General features: G+C 56.2%; 19 protein-coding genes. 7 read left to right on the forward strand and 12 right to left on the reverse strand.

From position 1 onward, the window contains the following. Positions 1-31: 31 nt before the first annotated feature. A complete protein-coding gene (coxB, locus tag ACWKWM_RS19765; protein ID WP_483847759.1) occupies positions 32-1159 on the reverse strand; it encodes a cytochrome c oxidase subunit II in 1128 nt (375 codons plus the stop codon). Between the two features lie 372 nt (positions 1160-1531). Between coxB and ACWKWM_RS19770 the strand changes: the two genes are divergently transcribed. Next, entirely contained in the window at positions 1532-2182 is a 651-nt protein-coding gene (locus ACWKWM_RS19770; protein ID WP_483847760.1) for a hypothetical protein, read from the forward strand. Between the two features lie 169 nt (positions 2183-2351). On the opposite strand, the gene ACWKWM_RS19775 is transcribed toward ACWKWM_RS19770, so the two are convergent. From ACWKWM_RS19775 to ACWKWM_RS19785, 3 genes are all read right to left on the reverse strand, one after another. Then, positions 2352-3881 carry a SulP family inorganic anion transporter gene (locus ACWKWM_RS19775; protein WP_483847761.1) on the reverse strand — a complete coding sequence of 510 codons (1530 nt, stop codon included), beginning with the start codon at positions 3879-3881 and terminating at the stop codon, positions 2352-2354. A gap of 144 nt (positions 3882-4025) precedes the next feature. Then, the gene (locus ACWKWM_RS19780) at positions 4026-4757 is read right to left on the reverse strand and encodes a carbonic anhydrase (protein ID WP_483847762.1); all 732 of its coding nucleotides are present in this window, start codon (positions 4755-4757) and stop codon (positions 4026-4028) included. A 309-nt stretch (positions 4758-5066) separates the two neighbouring features. Next, complete coding sequence (locus ACWKWM_RS19785) at positions 5067-6125, reverse strand: PA0069 family radical SAM protein (protein WP_483847763.1); 1059 nt, start codon at positions 6123-6125, stop codon at positions 5067-5069. Between the two features lie 270 nt (positions 6126-6395). Between ACWKWM_RS19785 and ACWKWM_RS19790 the strand changes: the two genes are divergently transcribed. Next, positions 6396-8039 carry a phosphoinositide-specific phospholipase C-related protein gene (locus tag ACWKWM_RS19790; RefSeq protein WP_483847764.1) on the forward strand — a complete coding sequence of 548 codons (1644 nt, stop codon included), beginning with the start codon at positions 6396-6398 and terminating at the stop codon, positions 8037-8039. An 84-nt stretch (positions 8040-8123) separates the two neighbouring features. Here ACWKWM_RS19790 and ACWKWM_RS19795 read toward each other — a convergent pair whose 3' ends face one another. After that, entirely contained in the window at positions 8124-8411 is a 288-nt protein-coding gene (locus ACWKWM_RS19795) for a YheV family putative zinc ribbon protein (protein ID WP_483835312.1), read from the reverse strand. Further along, positions 8408-10459, reverse strand: coding sequence for an oligopeptidase A (gene prlC, locus ACWKWM_RS19800; RefSeq protein WP_483847765.1), 2052 nt, complete (start codon positions 10457-10459; stop codon positions 8408-8410). Before prlC ends, ACWKWM_RS19795 begins: the two co-directional genes overlap by 4 nt. A gap of 113 nt (positions 10460-10572) precedes the next feature. On the opposite strand from prlC, the gene ACWKWM_RS19805 reads away from it, so the two are divergent. Both ACWKWM_RS19805 and ACWKWM_RS19810 read left to right on the forward strand, forming a co-directional pair. Then, positions 10573-11118: a gamma carbonic anhydrase family protein gene (locus tag ACWKWM_RS19805; protein WP_483847766.1), complete on the forward strand. Its 546-nt coding sequence runs from the start codon at positions 10573-10575 to the stop codon at positions 11116-11118. A 125-nt stretch (positions 11119-11243) separates the two neighbouring features. Next, entirely contained in the window at positions 11244-11894 is a 651-nt protein-coding gene (locus ACWKWM_RS19810) for an HAD family hydrolase (RefSeq protein ID WP_483847767.1), read from the forward strand. A 104-nt stretch (positions 11895-11998) separates the two neighbouring features. On the opposite strand, the gene ACWKWM_RS19815 is transcribed toward ACWKWM_RS19810, so the two are convergent. Continuing rightward, a complete protein-coding gene (locus ACWKWM_RS19815) occupies positions 11999-13057 on the reverse strand; it encodes an aminopeptidase (protein WP_483847768.1) in 1059 nt (352 codons plus the stop codon). Between the two features lie 112 nt (positions 13058-13169). On the opposite strand from ACWKWM_RS19815, the gene ACWKWM_RS19820 reads away from it, so the two are divergent. Then, the gene (locus tag ACWKWM_RS19820) at positions 13170-13586 is read left to right on the forward strand and encodes a PA0061/PA0062 family lipoprotein (RefSeq protein ID WP_483847769.1); all 417 of its coding nucleotides are present in this window, start codon (positions 13170-13172) and stop codon (positions 13584-13586) included. A 125-nt stretch (positions 13587-13711) separates the two neighbouring features. Here the strand turns inward: ACWKWM_RS19820 and ACWKWM_RS19825 are convergent, their stop codons facing one another. Then, a complete protein-coding gene (locus ACWKWM_RS19825) occupies positions 13712-13945 on the reverse strand; it encodes a DUF1161 domain-containing protein (RefSeq protein WP_483847770.1) in 234 nt (77 codons plus the stop codon). Positions 13946-14086: 141 nt separating this feature from the next. Next, a complete protein-coding gene (locus ACWKWM_RS19830) occupies positions 14087-14518 on the reverse strand; it encodes an OsmC family protein (RefSeq protein ID WP_122667221.1) in 432 nt (143 codons plus the stop codon). A gap of 274 nt (positions 14519-14792) precedes the next feature. Between ACWKWM_RS19830 and ACWKWM_RS19835 the strand changes: the two genes are divergently transcribed. Further along, complete coding sequence (locus ACWKWM_RS19835) at positions 14793-15794, forward strand: LLM class flavin-dependent oxidoreductase (RefSeq protein WP_483847771.1); 1002 nt, start codon at positions 14793-14795, stop codon at positions 15792-15794. Positions 15795-15956: 162 nt separating this feature from the next. Here ACWKWM_RS19835 and ACWKWM_RS19840 read toward each other — a convergent pair whose 3' ends face one another. Both ACWKWM_RS19840 and ACWKWM_RS19845 read right to left on the reverse strand, forming a co-directional pair. Beyond that, entirely contained in the window at positions 15957-16181 is a 225-nt protein-coding gene (locus ACWKWM_RS19840; RefSeq protein ID WP_483847772.1) for a DUF1161 domain-containing protein, read from the reverse strand. A gap of 149 nt (positions 16182-16330) precedes the next feature. Then, positions 16331-16543: a dodecin gene (locus ACWKWM_RS19845; RefSeq protein WP_483835303.1), complete on the reverse strand. Its 213-nt coding sequence runs from the start codon at positions 16541-16543 to the stop codon at positions 16331-16333. Positions 16544-16722: 179 nt separating this feature from the next. On the opposite strand from ACWKWM_RS19845, the gene ACWKWM_RS19850 reads away from it, so the two are divergent. After that, positions 16723-17049: an ElaB/YgaM/YqjD family protein gene (locus ACWKWM_RS19850; RefSeq protein ID WP_268798674.1), complete on the forward strand. Its 327-nt coding sequence runs from the start codon at positions 16723-16725 to the stop codon at positions 17047-17049. On the opposite strand, the gene ACWKWM_RS19855 is transcribed toward ACWKWM_RS19850, so the two are convergent. After that, entirely contained in the window at positions 17050-17949 is a 900-nt protein-coding gene (locus ACWKWM_RS19855) for a LysR family transcriptional regulator (protein WP_483847773.1), read from the reverse strand. Positions 17950-18065 lie beyond the last annotated feature (116 nt).

An 18065-nucleotide genomic window follows, 5' to 3' on the forward strand; every position in this document is an offset into this window, starting at 1 on the left:
CCTCGCTCCAACAAAATCCTCACCGAACCGCTCATTTCGCATCCGCCTGTTTCAGCGCCAGCACGTCTTTGGGCGTGACCATGTCGCCCTTGTTGTTGCCCCACGCGTTACGCTCGTAAGTGACGACAGCGGCAATATCGACTTCCGACAACTGCTTGCCGAACGCCGCCATGGCAGTACCGGCACGTCCGTGGAAGACAACGTTGAGGTGTTCCTCTTTGGGGCCGGTTGCAGTTTTCGAGCCCTTGAGCGCCGGGAACATCGGCGGTAATCCCTGACCTTCGGCCTGATGACAGGCCACGCAGGTAGTGTGATAAACCTTGTCGCCGCGCGCGACCAGCTCATCCAGCGTCCATTCCTTGCTGGTCAGTTCCTTGAGTTTGGCCGCGTCTTCTTTGCGAGCGGTCAGCCAAGTGTCGTAGTCGGCCTGGGATTTGGCCTCAACCACGATCGGCATGAAGCCGTGATCCTTGCCGCACAGTTCGGTGCATTGGCCGCGATAGATGCCGGGCTTCTCAATGCGCGTCCAGGCCTCGTTGACGAACCCGGGGATGGCGTCGCGCTTGACCGCAAAGGCTGGCACCCACCAGGAGTGGATGACGTCAGCTCCGGTCACGAGAAAGCGAATTTTGACCCCTACCGGCAGGACCAGCGGCTGATCGACTTCCAGTAAGTAGTGCTCGCCCTTGGTTTCTTTGTTATGGATTTGGTCGGCGGGCGTGGCCAGGTTGCTAAAGAATTCGACGTCCTGCCCCAAATATTTGTAATGCCATTTCCACTGATATCCCGTGATCTGTATATCCAGGCCAGACTCAGTGTTGTCGTACATTCTGATCAGGGTTTTAGTGGCAGGAATCGCCATGACGATGAGGATCAACAGCGGCACGACCGTCCACAGAATCTCCACCGTGGTGCTCTCGTGAAACTTGGCAGCGACCTGCCCGGTGGAGCGCCGATGGATGACCATCGACCAGAACATAGCGCCGAACACGACGATCCCGATCACTACACAAATCCAGAAGATGGTCATGTGCAGATCGAAGATTTCGTGACTTACCTCGGTCGCTCCCGGTGCCATATTCGTGGTCCAGGCGGCGTGCGCCTGTCCGAATATCGACCACAACACAAGACCCATCCAGACGTGTGGATGTCGCATCATTGCGAGTTCCCCTCTTGTTCTTCTTATTTGCCAGCATTCACTTGCGGGCTAGGGAGCGGTGGTCAAGACACATTACTTGAGGACCGGGGCCATGCCTGCTTTACAGTCCGATACATCAGGTGCTTCTCAATGACACGAGTATAGACACGGCCTAACGCTGCGCAATCCGGTGCAGAAACTGGCGAACCCGGCTATACGCGTGCGCAAATACTGAGAAAAATGGGTCCTACAATGGCGAAAGCAGCCTTTTAATAGCGGATACACATAACCATGAAGCTGTTATGACAATTGCGTCTTAACGCAATTGATAAGCAGGCTAACGTATGACTTCCCCTATAATTACGGTCTGATTTATTGCCTTCAGGAGCCTTCATGAACACCGCCGCTTTGCGCGAGCAGATCAAACGAGCACAGGACCATGAGGCCGCTACCGGCCAATTATTGCGCCAACTCGAATTACAGCTTCCTCATCTTCATCCGGCGATTCATCTTCCTGAAGTGGACGCGCGTGGCGTACTCACACGCTTCGTCACGGCTTATATCGATCAGGTGCCCGATCTGCTCGACGCAGCCAACTCGGTGGCGCAGGAAGCGGGAATCGAAGAGCAGATCAAACCGGTGCTGAAGATCGCTGAACATTTTTTCATCCAGCCACCCGCGATCATGGCTGGGCACGAAGGGCTCGACAGCCTGCTGGATGAGGCTTATCTGGCGCACCGTCTGGTCGAGGAAGTAAATGACCTGTACATCATGCATTTCGGCCAACCGCTGATCCCTGCCAACACCACCGTCGCCAGCGTGATTGCCCACCAATTGATCGGTGAAGCGTTCGCCAATCAATTGGACGAAGCCGTGCACCATGCCGTCGATGAGTTACTTAACAAAGACAGCTTCTCGCTGGAGTCAGTGGAAGCCTATCGCGAGCGCCTGAGCAGCCCGGATACCGAATCCGCCTGGAAGCGCTGGCCGAGTCTGTCCCGAGAGCTGGGCGTGGGACTTGAGATGGAATGCCCGAAGGATTAAGGATCGATTTACAGCGAACAGTGATCTTTTGCGGCCAAAACAACTCATGTGGGAGCGGACCTGTCCGCGAAGAGGCCATTACATTCGATAAAAATCTATCGTCTGTTCAACCGCATTTGCGGACAGGTCCGCTCCCACAAGTGCTGCACACCACCGGCTAAATCAACTATCAATGCAACGCCGCGCCTCCCACCGTGGTGCGTATGCGTCCTTCCACCCGGCGCTTCAACAGTCGCTGTTCGACGATCAACCGCGAACCCTGCGCCGCATTCGCTCGGCCCCACTCTTCGAGCAACTCCAGACAGGAATGGTCGATGTAACTCAGGTTGCTCAGGGGCACATGCAACGTGGTGCCGGGCGGCACGGCGGTCAGTGCCTGTGTCAACGCGGGGACTTTCAGGAATGTCGCCGAACCATTCAGACGCAACTCCATCTCGCCTTCGGCCGGCAGGTCCACCAGGTTGATCTTCAGCCGCGACGCATTAAGCGCCAGCTTCACCAGCGTCAAGGCAAAGCCCACGAGCACACCGGTCAGCAAGTCAGTAAAAATAATCGCGCCAGCGGTCGCTGCGTAGATGAACATCGGCATGCGGCCGTAACGACCCAAACCACGAAACGCCTTTAGGTCCACCAGTTTCAAACCGGTGTACACCAACACACCCGCCAGACTCGCCACCGGGATGCTCTGCAGCACACTCGACAGCAACAGTACAAACGCCAGCAGCCAAAGCCCGTGAAAGATCGCCGACAATCGGGTTTTGGCGCCCGCCTGAACGTTGGCCGAGCTGCGCACGATCACGCCGGTCATCGGCAATGCGCCCAACAACCCACAAAGCATGTTGCCGACGCCTTGGGCACTCAACTCCTTGTCGAAGTCCGAACGCTGGCCGTCGTGCATGCGGTCAACCGCAGCAGCCGACAGCAATGTCTCGGCACTGGCGATGAACGCTACGGCAATCGCCGCAACCAGAATCGCCGGATCAGCCAGATTCATCAGGTCTGCGGGGCGCAACCAGTCAATGGCTTCAGCCAGATTGGCTGGCACTTCGACGCGCTTGACCTGCAAGGCCATGAACAGGCTCACCGCCGTCGCGATGCCTACGCCAAGCAAGGCGCCGGGTACGAAGCGCAGCGCATGTGGACGGCACTTTTCCCATAGCCACATTACCGCAATTGTACCCAGTCCAAGCAACCCGGCCTGCATGCCTGTGCCGGGGCCTACGGCATTAAACAGGGTTTCCGGAAAGCCCATCAGGTTGTCCAGCCCTGACGGTTTAGGCCCGCTGTCGAACATCACATGGACCTGCGACAGCACAATCAACACGCCAATCCCTGCGAGCATCCCGTAGACCACAGCAGGCGCTGTCACCCGAAACCAGCAACCGAGCTTGAAACGCCCGGCGAGCAGTTGCAGCAAACCGGCAAGCACCAGGATCGGCCCAAGCATTGCCATGCCGTGTTCACGCACCACTTCAAAAACCAGCACTGCCAACCCGGCAGCCGGACCGCTGACCTGAAGCGGCGATCCCGCCAGCCAACCTACGACCAGACCGCCGATAATCCCGGTTATCAAGCCTTTGGCCGGCGGCATGCCGGACGCAATGGCGATACCCATGCACAAGGGCAGGGCAACGAGGAAAACCACCACGGAAGCCATCAGCTCCCGTGGTAAGACCGATTTCAGATTTGTAATAGCCATGACGACTCTCCGGCAAATTCTTCAGACGTGACAACGCCCGGCGGCACGCAAAAAATGCGACCGCATCGAGCTTGAATGAGGATCGAACCGTCAGTGGTGAATAGGATTCACACGCCCGGCAACACGATGTCCCTGGATGGGGCTTTAGTAACGACGCCTCGGCGTGGCCATCGGCGTTGGATGGTCGCCATCGAGAGACAGAAAACAGTCTTGTTCGGCGTCGTAGGCTCGTATTTCGCTGGTCTCGATGTCGTAGACCCAGCCATGGATGAACAGCTGTCCACTGGCCATTTTCGACGCAACCGAAGGGTGTGTGCGCAGGTGCTGCAACTGAGCGATGACGTTTTCTTCGGTGAGCACATGCATCGTTTCTTTCTCGCCGCTGCAATTGCAGTTGTCTTCAACAACGGTGCGAGCAACCTCGGCATGACGCAGCCAGGCCGTGACGGTCGGCATTTTTTCGAGACTTTTCGGATTGAGTACAGCGCGCATGGCGCCACAGTCGGAATGGCCACAGATGATGATGTGATGAACGCCCAAGGCCATGACGGCATATTCAATGGCGGTGGAGACGCCGCCATTCATGGGGCCGTAAGGGGGGACGACGTTGCCGACGTTACGGGTGACGAAAAGATCGCCAGGTGAACTGTGAGTGATGAGCTCCGGCACGATCCGGGAATCGGCGCAGGTGATGAACATGGCTCGGGGCTGCTGGGCGGTCGCGAGCTTTTTGAATAGCTCTTCCTGCTGGGGGAAGATGTCAGTACGAAAATGCTTGAAGCCGTCGACGATATGTCGCAGCGCCACATCCGCGGATTCCGCTTCGGGCAAGGCATCCGCTGGCACTACTGAAGGCTGAATGTCTGTGTCTCTCATGTCTCGTCCTCTCTGACGGATTGAAGTGTGAGGTCCGCATCGACTGAAGGATGACCCATGCTCTGGGACAGCGACCATATCGCTATGTGCGCGCCCAACTTGTTACTCGGAGTTACCTTAACGGCCCAAACTTAACTTAAACTGAATGCGTCGCTCTAGCTCGCGGGTCTTGGTTAAGAAAAGCTAATCCGGCACCCGCGCTGCAGGAGCGCGCGTGCCCGCGAGGGCTTAGGAACATTCAACACAACTCTGGATCCTAATGAATCTGTCGCGGGCAAGCGCGCTCCTACAGTGCCGTGAGCCACTTGGCTACAACAACGACATCTGCCCACCCGGCCTGCAAAACGCATCGCAATCGAGCTTGAAACTGTCTCGAGCATCGAGACCGTGTTTCCTCACCGCAATACTGTAGCGCTGCGCCAGCAGGTCGGCGAACACGCCTTCGCCGCGCATCCGGCTGCCGAATCTACTGTCATACACTTCACCGCCGCGCGACTGTCGCACCAGACTCATGACGTGGGCGGCTCTTTGCGGATAATGCACCTGCAACCACTCCTCGAAAAGCGGCGCCACCTCCAACGGTAGCCGCAACATCACATAGCTGGCGGCCAGTGCGCCTGCAGCCTTTGCCTCGGCCATCAAACCCTCAAGCTCCATGTCATTGATCATAGGGATCATCGGCGCCAGCAACACGCCCACCGGAATGCCGGCTTCCCTCATCACGCGAATCGCCCGCAAGCGCGCTTTGGGTGCTGCGGCTCGTGGTTCGAGAATGCGCTTCAACTCGTCGTCCAGCGTGGTCAGGCTGATGAACACCGAAACCAGCCGCAGCTTGGCCAACTCTGGAAGCAGATCGAGATCGCGCAGAATCAATGAGCCTTTGGTGATAATCGTCACGGGATGGCGATAGCGCAGCAGCACCTCAAGCGTCGCACGAGTGATTTTGTACTCCCGCTCGATCGGCTGATACGGATCGGTATTGGCCCCCAGCGTAATTGGCGCAACGCTGTATCCAGGTTTGGACAGTTGCTGTTCCAACAGCGCTGCGGCATTGGTTTTGGCGATGAGTTTGGTCTCGAAGTCCAGGCCGGGTGACATGTCCCAGAAAGCGTGGCTGGGACGGGCGTAACAATAAATACAACCATGCTCACACCCTCGGTAGGGGTTGATCGAGCGGTCGAACGGGATGTCGGGGGAGGTATTGCGGGTGATGATGCTTTTCGCAGTTTCGACCGTAACGGTGGTGCCTTGGGTCATGGGCACTTCCTGATACCAGCCGTCATCCTCGGCCACCGAGCGGTTCGGGGCGAAGCGATTGTGTGGATTAGTGGCCGTGCCTCGACCGCGAGGGGGGAATTGGTCAGACATAAGAGTTTCCCGATAACTGTTCATACATACAGTACACCGATCACAAGTGTAGCTCCACGTCGGCTGTAACAAACGCCCCCACAGGTGATCGACGGTACAGCGGATTCTCGTCCTATTAGTCATCAGCTTACGCAATTGGCAACACACGTATTTCGTCGCAGACTTGCAGTTGTAATCAGAGTCGTTATTACTACGCACCAAGCCGCTAATGATTAGCAGCTTTACACCAAAGGTCGAGTGACCAACGCAATATTCGAAAAGGATTTCGAAATGAACAACCGTATTACAGCAACCACTGCGCTTGCTTCATTGCTAGCGCTTACCGCACTTCCTGCCACGGCCGTCCCTATTGACTCTCGGGACAAGCCTTTCAACCAGTATTCCTGGGTGACAACACATAACTCTTACGAGATTTTCAACCAAAATGGGAAGGAGATTTCACAGCAGCTTAAAGATGGTGTTCGCGGTTTTATGCTGGACATCTATTACAACACGCGAAACACACAGCCTGAAGACAAAGTGCTACTGTGCCATAAAGATCTCGCTTGCTACGGCACGCTTATCAATCAGCTCAAGAATGAATTTGTCCCATTCCTGCGGAAAAACCCCAATGAAATCGTGACAATATTCCTTGAATCCTACGTCGAATTCGATCAACTAAAAGTAGTTTTTGATGCGGTTCCGGAGCTCGCAGAATACTCCTTCGATCCGAAGAATTTTTCAGGCAAAGAATGGCCAACACTGAAAGAAATGGCCGCCAAGAATAATCGACTGGTGTTCATGACTGCCAGCACGAAAATTGTTGGGGACTACCCGGTCGGCAATAAGAAGGTTACCGTTCTATATGATAACGACTGGATGGTCGAAAATCGCTGGGACACTTTGGGCTTGTTGGCAAGCAACATCGAGTCAGCACATAATTGGTCATGCCCGACACGCAACGATGCCCTCCCACTGAAAACCCAAAACGTCAATCAGCGGACTGGAAAAGAATGGAGCCGTCTCTTCCTGATGAATCAATTTCACCATGGAACGTCACTTGAGACTGACTCAGCGGCCTATGACAACAACATGACCTACCTGCTGCGCCGCGTCGACCACTGTGAATCCACACCTAACTTCATTGGCGTGAACCACTATTTAAGTGGAGAAGTTGAACGCTATACCAATGCGTTGAACAACGGCGGCATTTACTTTTATGAGGGCGCTAACGCTGACAAAAAACAGGATGCCGTTTGTGTTATTCCAACAAAGCCAGGCGTTGTAGATATGAAGGGTAACGGCTGTGAGAACGATGAAGCCCGATCGTTAAGTTTGTCCGGCGTATCCAGAGGCACCCGGATTACACTGTACGACAGCCCCTCCGGTAGCACTCAGGACGACCACCTGATCATCGATGTAAAGAGAGACATCGGCTTCAACGAACGAGTCGTTCTCCCAAACTTCCAGACGAATTACTCATGGAGTAGCTTTGATACTATCTACAACCAAAACAATGGTCTGAACGGCAAGATATCCCGTATCACTATTGGCAAAACACCGACTGATTTTTCTGACTCTTCTATCGCATTCTATGAAGGAGGCAACGGTACTCAGAACCTTGATTGCGTTGTTCCGTTTGCGAGCCATCACGTAGTCAAAATGAAAAACAACAGCTTCGGCTGTTCTAATGACGAAATTAAATCCGCCAAAATCGTGAAAGCCAAAGCGGGGGCATCACTCAGTCTGTACGGACATCCGGATGGCAAGAATGATCAAGGTGTCACTACTATTGAAATCTTGAAAGATATTAAATCTCCCCTTAACATCCCAAGCTTCAACACCAGCTTCACAAATGAATACGTGAGAGTTGTTAACTATCATCATGGTATTGATGGCAAGATTTCTTTCGCAGGTTTACGCGGCACAAAATAGCATTACCGCTACATACATTCACCTAACTTGAACACGGCTGATCATGGATGCCCGCGATTAATTCGCGGGCATCCATGTTTCATTTCAACTTGGATCGACCGGCTTCTTCAATTTAGGATTCGGGAAAAACTGCACGCCCTGGACCTTCGGATCCGCTGGCTTGACCACGGGCTTGTTTACCCGTGTACCGAGCTCTTTCGGGATCGACTGACCTTGGGCATTGAGCGTGTCCGAGTAACCGCAATGCACGCATTCGCGATGCGGGACGTCATCTTCGTTCCACATCATCAGCTTGTCAGGCTCGCTGCACGCCGGGCATACCGCCCCGGCGATGAAGCGCTTCTTGGTCACTACAGCGGGTGTATCGGTCATGCTGCGGCGTCCTCACTCAAGCCGGAATGGCGCAAGAGTGCGTCAATCGAAGGCTCACGTCCGCGGAAGTCGACGAACAGCACCATCGGCGCCTGCGAGCCGCCACGGGCGAGAATCGCTTCGCGAAACGCACGACCGGTGTCTTCATTCAGCACACCGTCTTCTTCGAATTTCGAGAAAGCGTCCGCCGAGAGCACTTCCGCCCATTTGTAGCTGTAATAACCAGCTGCATAACCGCCAGCGAAGATGTGCGCAAAGCTGTTCGGGAAGCGGTTGTAGGCCGGTGGACGCATGACTGAAACCTCGTCGCGCACGCCTTCAAGCACTTGCAGCGTAGTGCGACCGTCGCCATGGGTAGCATGCAGTTCGAAGTCGAACAGCGAGAACTCGATCTGGCGAATCATCATCAGGCCAGACTGGAAATTCTTCGCCGCGAGCATTTTCTCCAGCAGGTCCTGAGGCAACGATTCGCCGCTCTCGTAGTGACCGGAAATCAGGGCCAGGCCTTCAGGCTCCCAGCACCAGTTTTCCATGAACTGGCTTGGCAACTCGACCGCGTCCCATGCCACGCCATTGATGCCCGAAGCGCCAGCATGCTCGACGCGGGTCAGCAGGTGATGCAGGCCGTGACCAAACTCGTGAAACAAGGTGGTGACTTCATCGTGAGTGAGCAGCGCAGGTTTGCCACTGTCGGCCGGGGTGAAGTTGCATACCAGATTGGCAACCGGGCTTTGCAGTACGCCGTCCAACGTGCGACGACGATCTCGAGCGCCGTCCATCCATGCACCGCCACGCTTATTGGCGCGGGCGTAGAGATCAAAGAAGAAGCGGCCAACGTGCTGACCGTTTTCCTTGATTTCGAACAGGCGAACGTCCGGGTGCCAGGTATCGAAGCCTTTCTGCTCAGCGATTTCAATGCCGTACAGTTTTTGCACGATGGCAAAGAGGCCACTCAGCACCTTATCGATCGGGAAGTAGGCACGCAGGGTTTCCTGGGAGACGCTGTAACGCTGCTCGCGCAGTTTCTCGCCATAGAAACCGCTGTCCCAGCTTTGCAGGTCCGGGCAGCCTTGTTCGGCGGCGTAGGCTTTGAGCTGCTCAAGATCCTGGGCGGCAAACGGCTTGCTGCGCTTGGCCAGATCACGCAGGAAGCTGAGCACCTGATCGCTGGACTCAGCCATTTTGGTCGCCAGGCTCAGCTCGGAGAAGCTGGCGAAACCCAACAGCTTGGCCAGTTCCTGACGCAGGTCGAGGATCTGTTCCATCACCGGACCGTTATCGTTCTTACCGGCGTTCGGGCCTTGGTCCGACGCGCGCGTGCAATATGCCGCGTAGATCTCTTCGCGCAGGGCACGGTCTTCGGCGTAGGTCATCACCGCGTAGTAGCTCGGGAATTCAAGGCTGATCAGGTAGCCGTCGAGGTCTTTGGCTTTGGCCGCAGCCGCCATTTGCGCCTTGGCCGAATCGGTGAGGCCGGCGAGGGCGGATTCATCGGTGACGTGCTTGGTCCAGGCTTGCGTTGCGTCGAGCAATTGGTTGGAAAACTGGCTGCCCAGCTCCGACAGCTTGCTCTGCACTTCGGCGTAACGCTTCTGCTGCTCAGGCGGCAGGTCGATGCCGGACAGCCGGAAGTCACGTAGCGAGTGTTCGAGAATAGTCTTCTGCGCCACGTCGAAACCAGCGGCCTCAGGGCTGTTGGCCAAGCTTTCGAAGGCCTGGAACAGCTCGCGGTTCTGGCCCATTTCGGTGGAGTACGCGCTCAGCGCCGGCAAGCAGGACTCATAAGCTTCGCGCAGCTCAGGGCTGTTACGCACAGCGTTCAAGTGGCTGACCGGGCTCCAGGCGGCGCCGAGCCGGTCGTTGAGTTCGTCCATCGCCAATACCAGGCCAGCCCATGTAGGCTGCGTGCCTTGTTGGGCGAGGAGATCGACAGTTGCTGCGCGGTTGTCGGCGATAATCTGGTCAATGGCCGGTTTTACATGCTCAGCGCGGATCGCCGAGAAAGGTGGCAGGTCGTAGGATTGCAACAGAGGGTTGTTCGCGCTCACGGTTTGGCACCTTGGCAGAAAGAAACACCCGGCCATCTTAATTACAATCGCGGCTGACCGCAGCTATCTCGCTACTACGACCGCGCTATCAGCCCCAGAGAAGGAGCCTATCAGTGTCCATTCGCACTTTTCAGAACCACACGCCAACCCTTGGCGAGCGCGCCTTCGTCGACCATTCGGCGGTGGTAATCGGTGATGTCGAGATCGGCGCCGACAGCTCTGTCTGGCCGCTGACGGTCATACGCGGTGACATGCATCGCATCCGGATCGGCGCGCGCACCAGTGTTCAGGACGGCAGCGTGCTGCACATTACTCACGCCGGGCCGTTCAACCCGGACGGCTTCCCCTGCCTGATTGGCGATGAGGTGACCATCGGTCATCAGGTGATGCTGCATGGTTGTACGGTGGGCAATCGGATTTTGATCGGGATGGGCAGCACGATCATGGACGGCGCCGTGGTCGAGGACGAAGTAATCATCGGCGCGGGCAGCCTGGTGCCGCCGGGCAAGCGGCTGGAAAGCGGTTTTCTTTATGTGGGACGCCCGGTGAAACAGATTCGCCCGCTGACCGAAAAGGAAATCGCCTTCTTCCCATACAGCGCCGGGAACTACGTGAAGCTCAAGGATCAGCACTTGGCTGAAGGCTTCGATCAGCCTTGATTCAGCCCTGATTTCGTAGGAGCGAATTCATTCGCGAAGTAATGTGACAGGCGGTACAGGTGTGTTGGCTGTCCTGGCGCCTCGCGAATGAATTCGCTCCTACAGGTCATTTACCGAGAAAAACCATGCACTACCAAAACATTCTGTTCGACCTTGACGGCACGCTGACCGACCCACGCGAGGGCATTACTCGTTCGATTCAATTCGCGCTGAGCCGCTTGGGCATTGATGAACCCGACATTACTGCGCTGGAACATTTCATCGGACCGCCGCTGCTGCAGCAATTCATGCGCTCTTACGATTTCGACGAGGCGAAAGCCTGGGAAGCGGTGGGGTTCTACCGCGAGCGATTCCAGGTCACCGGGCTGTATGAAAACCTGGTATTCGACGGCGTTTTCGAGCTGTTGGAATTGTTGTCCGAGCAGGGCCGCAATCTGTTCATCGCGACCTCAAAACCCTGGGTGTTCGCTCATGAAATCGCCCGCCATTTTGACTTCGCTCGGCATTTCAAGCTGATCTATGGCAGCGAGCTGGACGGCACCCGCACCGACAAGGTTGAGCTGATTCGCCATCTGCTAGACACGGAAGGGCTGGACCCGAAACAGACGCTGATGATCGGCGACCGCAAGCACGATTTGATCGGCGGCAAGCGCAATGGCCTGGACGTCGCAGCGGTGGGCTATGGGTTTGGCAGTCGTGAAGAGCTAGAAGCAGAAGCGCCGACGTATCACTTCGATACGCTGAAAGAGCTGCATCACGCGTTCCGTCAATCCTGAGGTCGACGGGAAACCTGTTGGAGCCGAGCTTGCTCGCGAAGCTGAGATCTCGGCCCGCCTGACACACCGCGTCTATAGCTTCGCGGGCAAGCCTCGCTCCAACATTAAGCGAGCTTCATCAACTTTTCCAAGGTCGCCTTACGTTCATCCTTGGGCAGCCCACCCAGCTTTTTGACCGCCTGATAAAACGCCACCCAATCCCCGCCGACTTGCTTGAACAGCGCTGCAAACGCCGGCACCCACTGATCGTAAAGGCCAAAGGGCAGCAAACGTGCGTTGTTCATCGGGGCGTTGATCCAAGCGTCGTAACGTTTGTCTCCCGCCCATTGGGCATCGCGCATCTGCCGATAATCGGCACGCAGCTGCTCGAACTCAGCGGCTTTACGTGCCCGCATCACGTCAGGTGGCAACGGTTGGGCGTACAGCTGTTTAAGACGCTCGCGAGCGGCGAGCACCAACAATGTGAATTGATCGCGGTGCCGGGTTTCGGAAGACGTTTCAGGCGGCAATCCGCGCGCAGAACGCCACTGCCGCGTGCCTTCCTGCTCGACAAAGTTGGCATAGGACTCGTTGAACTCGCTGTCGTCCTTCACGTAGAACTGCTGATGCGCCAGCTCATGAAAAATCAGCGTCATCAGTCGTTCGCTGCCCCAATTCATCATCGAGCTGATGATGGGATCGTTGAACCAGCCCAGGGTTGAATAGGCTTCCACGCCGCTCACGTAAACGTCATTACCCTCCAGCCTCTGCAACGCTGCCTCGCCCCGTGCCGAGCCCTGGTCGTAATAACCGCGATAGGCCACGCAGCCTGCAATAGGGAAGCAATGGCTGACAGGCTCCAGTGAAAATTCCCCTGTCGCAAAGACATTCCAGACCACGTACGGACGGCCGATATCGGCGTACAGCCGGTAACTGTTATTGTCAGGAAGATGCAGGTGTTCGCTGGCAAAGACTCGCGCCTTTTGCGCTTGGGCAAGCCGTTCGCGCAGCTTTGGGTCACGACTGGGGTCGGCAATGACGTCAGTTACGGGTTCCCGGGCTTTGAGCAATTGCAGTTGACCCGTCGCCAATTGGCTGTAATACGAAATGCTGGAGCAACCACCGAGCAGCAGCAACACGACCGGCATGCAGCATCGCCAGAGGGAAAGATTGAAGGAATTCATGCAGCGGCCTTAAAGTCGAAAGCGTGAAGGTCTCAAAGCATCAGCGTTATGCCGGACAGCCGGCCATCAACGCAACTATCATCGCCGCGTCCTGATCATCCCGGAGCCTGCCATGCGCCTGCCTTTTTTACTTGCTGCCCTGAGCTTGCTGGCCGGTTGCGCCGGCCCGTTGCCTGCAGTCGACCCGCAGCAAGCGTGGGTCGACATGCACACCTTCACCGGCAAGCTGGTCATGGCCGACAAGTTGGACGGCAAGCGCACTGAAGACGGCCGCTATTTTCAAGTGACGCCGGGCAAACACGAACTGGAAGTACGTTACGACTATGAGTACGCAGCAGGCGGGCTGGGGTTGTCGATGGATTTGTACAACGAGATCACCTGTTATGTGACCGTCAAATACGACAAATTCGAAGCCGGCCGCCGCTATCGGCTTGAAGTGCGAGACATCGCCAACAGTATTGATGCGCAACTCAAGGACGAGCAGCGCACGGTGTTGGCAGAGGAAAGTAACGTGTTTTGTTTGCCTTAAGCCGCCATGGAAAATCTGTAGGAGCCAAGTTGTTGGCGAGGCGGACAATTCTGTGTGTCAGCTTCGATGTCTCGCGAACAAGTTCGCTCCTACAGAAGACCGCGTCGGTTGTTCAGGCGGTAGTCTCACCGATCATTGTTCTGATAGATGATCATCTTCGTGCCGTTTTCGCAGGTACCGACCACCATATTCTGATCCTGCACCTCTTCCTTTCGGACTATCTCCAAGGTGTACGAACTGACGTTCCGCGCCTGGATCTTGGCTTCGATCTCAGCTTTGAGTTCGTCACAAGGCTTGGGCGCGGCGAACGCACCGCTGGAAAGGGCAGTGGCGATTACGGCTAACACAATGCGGTTCATGCTTGACTCCTCGGGCGCCGCGCAATGGGCAGCGGCTTACATACGACATCCCCTACACGGCCCAGTTCTGGATCTGTGCAAACGAAAACGACCCGCTCAGCGCAGGCCGGGCGGGTCGTCTTGATACAGCGCTGTGGGCGATCAGCTCAGTAGCGTTGCGTCCAGAGTGATTTTTGCGTTCAGCACTTTGGACACCGGGCAGCCTTCTTTGGCGGCAGCGGTCAGCTTGTCGAATTGCTCTTGGGTCGCGCCCGGCACCTTGGCTTTCAGCGTCAGGTGTACAGCGGTGATAGCAAAGCCGCCGTCCACTTGATCAAGGGTCACATCAGCGGTGGTGTCGATGCTCTCGGCCGTCAGGTTCTCACCACCGAGAATCATCGACAGTGCCATGGAGAAGCAGCCTGCGTGGGCAGCGCCGATCAGTTCTTCAGGGTTGGTGCCCTTGCCGCCTTCGAAGCGGGCCTTGAAACCGTAGGGTGCTTCGCGCAGTACGCCAGTTTCAGTAGAGATGCTGCCGATACCGGTTTTCAGGTCACCTTCCCAGTGGGCGGATGCTTTCTTGACGATACTCATAATGTCTCCTGATAAAGGGCGTGCGAGGGATCGCACAGGAACAAGGAATCTGAGGATAGACCTTGTAGCAAAGTTCAACGGCGATAAAACAGTGAATTTATTTCGTCAGATAAATCCGACCAAAATAGTAGGAAATTTTGCCTTCCCCATTGAATCCCAGCCTTTTGCCCTTATCCTATAGCCTTAACGCAAATATTTAGGCTTTAGGCCGGCTTCGCATGTGCGCTTAGTGATTGCATATGCGCGCAGCAGCCCAAGAGGATACAAGCGACCCATGACACGATTAGCCGATGTGAAGATTTCCACCCTCGATCTGGTGCCGGTTCGCGAGGACAAAGGCCCGGCCGACTCGTTACGCAATTCGCTGGATCTCGCGCAGCACGTCGAGAAATGGGGATACAACCGGTTCTGGGTCGCTGAACACCACAACATGGACGGTATCGCCAGTTCGGCGACGTCGGTGCTGCTGGCTTACCTTGCCGGCGGTACTTCGACCATCCGTGTGGGCTCCGGCGGCGTTATGCTGCCCAATCATGCTCCGTTGGTGATCGCCGAGCAGTTCGGCACCCTCGCCAGCCTATATCCAGGCCGTATCGATCTGGGTCTGGGCCGCGCACCTGGTTCTGATCAAATGACTGCCCGGGCGCTGCGTCGTGAGCGTTCCGGCAGCGCCGATGATTTCCCCTATGATGTGGCCGAGTTGATGGCCTACCTCGGTCCGCGCCAGCCTCATCAGCGCGTGGTCGCGGTGCCGGGCACCAACACCAATGTTCCCGTCTGGTTGCTAGGTTCGAGTTTGTTCAGCGCCCAATTGGCAGGGGAGCGTGGCCTGCCGTATGCGTTCGCCTCGCATTTCGCGCCGCGCTTCATGCACGAAGCAATTCGCGTCTACCGCAATCACTTCAAGCCATCTGCCACCCTGGATCAGCCGTATGTGATGCTTGGTGTACCGCTGTCTGCCGCTGACACTGACGAACGTGCCGATTATCTGGTGACGTCGGTGTATCAACGTATCCTGGCCTTGATGCGTGGCCAGTCCCTGATGCAGCGCCCGCCCGTCGAGAGCATGAACGGCCTGTGGCTGCCACACGAGCGTGAAGCAGTGATGGATTTCCTCGGGCTGGCGATGGTCGGCGGACCTGAGAAGATCCGCGCCAAGCTGGAGGTGCTGCTGGAACAGACAGATGCCGATGAGCTGATCTTTACCTGCGACATGTACGAGCATGCCGATCGTTTGCGCTCGTATGAGATCCTCGCGCAAGTCGCCAAGGGCTGAGATGTTTGTAGGAGTGCGCTTGCCCGCGATTGCGATGTATCAATCACCTTTGTAGTGCCTGAACAGACCCTTTCGCTGGCAAGCGCGCTCCTACAGTCTGTCGCGCACCCATAAAAAAACCGACGCCAAATGCGTCGGTTTTTCGTACTCACCAGCCAACAATCAGCCGCGCTTGTACACCAATTCCTTAGCGCCGCCTTCACAGGTGCCGACGACTTTGCCGTCTGCCGCTGTGCCTTTGTCGACAGCTTCAAGGGTGTACGACGTAGCACCATTGGCTTTGATCTTGGCATCGATCTCGGCTTTCACGTCATCACAGGATTTGCCAGCTGCCATAGTGGTGCCAGCGATACTCAACAAACCTACGGCCAAAAGAAACTTCTTCATGGGTCACACTCCCTCGTCAGGCTCTACTTCAGGCAAAAAGGCCGCCTGGAAAGTAGCGGCCAAAATACGTTGCACTCGCATCGACTGATCGACAGCGGGCTTCGTTGTAGCGAAGGTGTGGCAATCGGCCAGTTCAAAAGTTCAGCAAATCAGCTCTTGTCGATGCGAAAGCCTACTTTGATCGTGACCTGAAAATGAGCGACTTTGTTGTCTTTGATGTGGCCGCGGGTTTCCAGCACTTCGAACCATTCCATGTGCCGCACGCTTTGGCCTGCTTCGGCGAGTGCGTTGTTGATGGCGTCTTCTACAGTTGTGGTCGACGAGCCAACGAGTTCGAGCATTTTGTAAGTATGTTCAGACATGGCAGTTCTCCTAAAAGGTCTTGAGGGTGAGCCTAGCAGCGAAATCGCTTACTACGTCTGTGGCGAAAACCCGGTGAAAAGTTCAGAAGAAACGGTACTTCGCAACATGCACTGCACTTTCTGAAAACCCTGTAGTCCCAAACAACACACGCCACTCATCACTGCAGGAGAGTCAAATCATGCCATTCACGTCATCACGTAAAGCTTCGTTGCAAAGCATGGAAGCCGAGATCGAGAGTCTGCTCAAGTCTCTGGAGAGCTTGAAGTCGGACGCGTCGGACGAGTCGCGCAAAACCTTGAAGAACCTGAAAGCCAATGCTGAAAGCGCGCTGAGCCATTCACGCAGCCTGCTGAGCGATGTCTACGAAGACGTCAAAGTCAAAACCCGCGAAACCAGCGTCGCCACCCGTGACTACGCTCAAGAACATCCTTGGACTACAGCAGGTGTGGCTGTCGGTGCAGTTGGCCTGCTGGCAGCATACTTGCTGTTCAAGCGCGGTAACTGATTACGCCTGACCTGAACGTTCCAGTTCGCATTTGAGCCAATGCGCCAACTGTTGAGCTCGCCCGTCTGCGGCACGTTTGGGTACCCATAACGCCAGTTGCGCCGGGGTTTCTCTGAAGCCCCATGGCGCAGCCAGGCGTCCCGCCTTCAAGTCGTCGGCCACCAAAGGTTCAGGGGCGATGGCTATTCCCAGGCCCGCAGAGGCTGCCTCCAACAAGTAATACAAATGCTCGAAATCCTGTCCGTAATGCAGGCTATGAGGGTCAATCCCGTTCTGTTTCGCCCAACTCGGCCACGCCTGAGGCCGCGACGTTGTCTGTAACAGCAGTTCGTGGATCAGTGCACTTGCGGGGGCTGTTTTCAGAGCTTCGAAGCGTTCGAAGCGAGGGCTCATGACGGGGCCGATTCGCTCGCTGGCAAGTTCGAACACTTGCATGTCCGCAGGCCACGGAGGCTCGGCGAACACCAGCAAAGCGTCCAGACCCGGGCGCCTGGGATCGAGATCGCCTTCTCCAGCCGAAAGATGCAGTCGTAAATCAGGCAGGTCCGCATTGAGCCGCCCAAGGCGAGGGATGAACCAGCGCGCCAGCAGGCTCCCAGAGCAGCCCAAGACAAACGGCGCATCGGCGCTGCTTTTGCTCAGTTCAGCGGAAACAGTGCGCAATCGATCGAACGCTTCACCGCTTGCATCACGCAGGCGGACGCCAGCATCTGTGAGTTTAAGGCCGCGACCGTCTTTGCTGAACAGGCTGATGCCCAGATGCTCTTCAAGCACTTTCAGCTGTCGGCTAACCGCCCCGTGGGTAACGTGCAACTGCTCCGCTGCCTGACTGACGCTGTTTAGACGCGCGGTGGCCTCAAAGGCGCGAAGGGCGTTAAGCGGGGGAAGGTCTCTGCTCATGGTATCTGTGAGTTTTCCTGACAGGTTGCGCCGATCTTATCGGTTTTCAACGAGCGTGACGCTGGTTAAAGTGTGTTCACTGCCTGAACGGCAACACTCATTCGTTATCCCGGAGG

The organism is Pseudomonas rosaeacicularis (assembly GCF_057128745.1).

Bases quoted from the DNA above. Each gene is read 5' to 3' on its own strand.
- coxB (WP_483847759.1), bottom strand. From the start codon at position 1,159: ATGATGCGACATCCACACGTCTGGATGGGTCTTGTGTTGTGGTCGATA.
- ACWKWM_RS19770 (WP_483847760.1), top strand. From the start codon at position 1,532: ATGAACACCGCCGCTTTGCGCGAGCAGATCAAACGAGCACAGGACCAT.
- ACWKWM_RS19775 (WP_483847761.1), bottom strand. From the start codon at position 3,881: ATGGCTATTACAAATCTGAAATCGGTCTTACCACGGGAGCTGATGGCT.
- ACWKWM_RS19780 (WP_483847762.1), bottom strand. From the start codon at position 4,757: ATGAGAGACACAGACATTCAGCCTTCAGTAGTGCCAGCGGATGCCTTG.
- ACWKWM_RS19785 (WP_483847763.1), bottom strand. From the start codon at position 6,125: ATGTCTGACCAATTCCCCCCTCGCGGTCGAGGCACGGCCACTAATCCA.
- ACWKWM_RS19790 (WP_483847764.1), top strand. From the start codon at position 6,396: ATGAACAACCGTATTACAGCAACCACTGCGCTTGCTTCATTGCTAGCG.
- ACWKWM_RS19795 (WP_483835312.1), bottom strand. From the start codon at position 8,411: ATGACCGATACACCCGCTGTAGTGACCAAGAAGCGCTTCATCGCCGGG.
- ACWKWM_RS19810 (WP_483847767.1), top strand. From the start codon at position 11,244: ATGCACTACCAAAACATTCTGTTCGACCTTGACGGCACGCTGACCGAC.
- ACWKWM_RS19815 (WP_483847768.1), bottom strand. From the start codon at position 13,057: ATGAATTCCTTCAATCTTTCCCTCTGGCGATGCTGCATGCCGGTCGTG.
- ACWKWM_RS19820 (WP_483847769.1), top strand. From the start codon at position 13,170: ATGCGCCTGCCTTTTTTACTTGCTGCCCTGAGCTTGCTGGCCGGTTGC.
- ACWKWM_RS19825 (WP_483847770.1), bottom strand. From the start codon at position 13,945: ATGAACCGCATTGTGTTAGCCGTAATCGCCACTGCCCTTTCCAGCGGT.
- ACWKWM_RS19830 (WP_122667221.1), bottom strand. From the start codon at position 14,518: ATGAGTATCGTCAAGAAAGCATCCGCCCACTGGGAAGGTGACCTGAAA.
- ACWKWM_RS19835 (WP_483847771.1), top strand. From the start codon at position 14,793: ATGACACGATTAGCCGATGTGAAGATTTCCACCCTCGATCTGGTGCCG.
- ACWKWM_RS19840 (WP_483847772.1), bottom strand. From the start codon at position 16,181: ATGAAGAAGTTTCTTTTGGCCGTAGGTTTGTTGAGTATCGCTGGCACC.
- ACWKWM_RS19845 (WP_483835303.1), bottom strand. From the start codon at position 16,543: ATGTCTGAACATACTTACAAAATGCTCGAACTCGTTGGCTCGTCGACC.
- ACWKWM_RS19850 (WP_268798674.1), top strand. From the start codon at position 16,723: ATGCCATTCACGTCATCACGTAAAGCTTCGTTGCAAAGCATGGAAGCC.
- ACWKWM_RS19855 (WP_483847773.1), bottom strand. From the start codon at position 17,949: ATGAGCAGAGACCTTCCCCCGCTTAACGCCCTTCGCGCCTTTGAGGCC.